The organism is Vibrio sp. 10N.222.48.A3 (genome assembly GCF_041475345.1).
Classification (GTDB): Bacteria; Pseudomonadota; Gammaproteobacteria; order Enterobacterales; family Vibrionaceae; genus Vibrio; species Vibrio tasmaniensis_A.
Genome location: NZ_JBFRVX010000581.1, coordinates 1 through 2,179, shown reverse-complemented (window position 1 = coordinate 2,179; position 2,179 = coordinate 1). Strand labels below are relative to the sequence as shown.

The following is a 2,179-nucleotide window of genomic DNA, read 5'->3' as shown; positions in this document are numbered from 1 at the left end:
GCTACGAAGAGTACAACCAACTGGTGAATTACCTTCTAACGCTTTAATCAAAAGCAATAATCTTTAAAACCTCCAAAGCCAGCGACCTGTTCGCTGGCTTTCTTGTCTATACGAATGAAGTGAACGCGCGATGGCACGCTCGAAGATCATTCAGATCGCCCTTGAATACACGTCAGAATCACTGTTCACTGGCATCCGTCGTTATTTCTCATATACTGCACCCTATTACGTCATCCACTACTCTGTAGTACTCAAAATATTAGTACTCGAACATTGGGCACCTTTATGATTATTCTGACCACTAACTTTGGCGACATCGAAATTGAACTTAACCTTGAGAAAGCGCCAGTAAGTTCAAAAAACTTCCTTAAATACTGCCAAGAAGGCTTCTATGAAGGCACCACATTTCACCGTGTGATTGAGGGTTTCATGATTCAAGGTGGTGGACACACTATCGACATGACAGAGAAGCCAACACACGCACCTATCGTCAATGAAGCAAATCGTGGACTAAAGAACGTGATTGGCTCAGTGGCAATGGCTCGTACAGACGCACCACACTCAGCAACGGCGCAGTTCTTTATCAACCTTGACGACAATGATTTCCTTGACCATACCGCGACCAGCAACGCAGGTTGGGGTTACGCAGTGTTTGGCAAAGTATCGGCAGGCATGGACGTGGTCAACAAGATTGCGCTTGCACCAACCACTACTCGCTGGGGACACGAAGATGTACCTTGCGAAGATATTGTGATTACCAAGGTCACGATTCGCGATTAATTCAAAATTAGCAGTCAATTCGCTTTTTTATCAAATAACGAAGCAATGTTGGTGCTAATTGCATCGGTATTAGTTACGATGACAATAGTTGTAATGTCATCGTAAGAATTAGGTACTGACGGATGTCACAAGAATTTGATAGGCAAAATAGCTTTGGTTGGATGATCAACGTGATCGCCAATAAAGCGAGCAAAGATTTCGACACAGAATTGAAAGAACATGGCTTAACCATTGCGCTCTGGCCAACCTTGATGTGCCTATGGGAAGAGGAAGGTATTACTCAGCGTGATATCGCGGCAAAGTCCAAAGTCGAGAATTCAACGACGACTCGCACACTAGACAAGCTAGAAAAGCTTGAGCTGGTTGAACGCAGAGCCGATCCAAACAGTCGTCGTTCTTTCAGAATCTACTTAACGGAAAAAGGGAAAGCACTCGAAGAACAGTTGATTCCAATCCCTACTCGTTTAAACAAAGAACTGATGAATGAGTTGGACGCTGAAGAACAACAGCAGATGATCAAGCTACTTCAAAAGATGGTCGCAGCAATCTGATCTTACTGTGACCGGAGCTTACTGCTAGTACATGCTTAATGAGCTATAAACATGCGCTAACAACCAACGAGCACTCGGCCTTGCGCCGAGTGTTTTATTTTCGTCTCGACCATTTGATATAACAAAATAACGAACCAATAATTACCGCTCCGCCTAGTAGCTTTTGCATCTCAACCGTTTCTCCCAACACGCTGACACTCAATAACAATGTCCACACCGGCTCAAGAATCATGATCAATGCCGCCACTTCCATGTTCACGGAGTGCTGACCGACAGTTTGCAATAAGTAACGGATCGATGTCGCGACAACCGCTGAGACGATAAACCAGAATATTAAGGTTTGAGTTATTTCAAACTCTGGTTGAGTGGTCATCGAAGCAAACGCTAACCCACTAACACCCACCACAAAAAGCTGAACGCAAATTGAAGCTATAGGTTTGATATTAGTAATCACTCGCTTATTCATGACAAAGTGAACCGAAAGCAACATCGATGCTAATAGGAAATAGAGCTGACTCTGCTCAACGTGCCAACCGTTAGTTAGGGTCAGTAGCAACATACCGATAATCGCAATTGGAAATGACATCCAGAAGGCACGATTAGGCTTAACTCGAAATATAATCCAAGAGACAAACGGCGCGATGATCATAGCTAAGCTCATGATAAACGCTCCTTCCGACAAACTTTCCGTCATCGATACTGCATACACCCAGACTTGCAATGAAGCAGACAGCAACAAGCCAACGCCGCAAAGAGAAAGTACCTGCTTAAGCGGAAGCTTACGAATGTGATGAATACAAAATGGCAAAAGAATCAAACTCGCGACGAAGAATCGCACACCAATGAAC

At 44.1% G+C, this 2,179-nt stretch carries 3 protein-coding genes and 1 pseudogene; 3 read left to right on the top strand and 1 reads right to left on the bottom strand.

Features of this window, described 5'->3' with window-relative positions:
- Positions 1–285: 285 nt before the first annotated feature.
- The 3 genes and pseudogenes from AB4653_RS16465 (at position 286) to AB4653_RS16455 (ending at position 1,331) form a co-directional block, all read left to right on the top strand.
- The gene (locus AB4653_RS16465; RefSeq protein WP_012604419.1) at positions 286–780 is read left to right on the top strand and encodes a peptidylprolyl isomerase; all 495 of its coding nucleotides are present in this window, start codon (positions 286–288) and stop codon (positions 778–780) included.
- Positions 781–885, top strand: a pseudogene (locus tag AB4653_RS16460) (hydrogenase); the annotation flags it as partial.
- Between the two features lie 17 nt (positions 886–902).
- Positions 903–1,331, top strand: a complete 429-nt coding sequence (locus AB4653_RS16455) for a MarR family winged helix-turn-helix transcriptional regulator (protein WP_017101603.1) — start codon at positions 903–905, stop codon at positions 1,329–1,331.
- A gap of 94 nt (positions 1,332–1,425) precedes the next feature.
- Here the strand turns inward: AB4653_RS16455 and AB4653_RS16450 are convergent.
- Positions 1,426–2,179, bottom strand: a 754-nt coding sequence (locus tag AB4653_RS16450; protein WP_372104756.1) for a DMT family transporter, incomplete at its 5' end; no start/stop codon positions are given.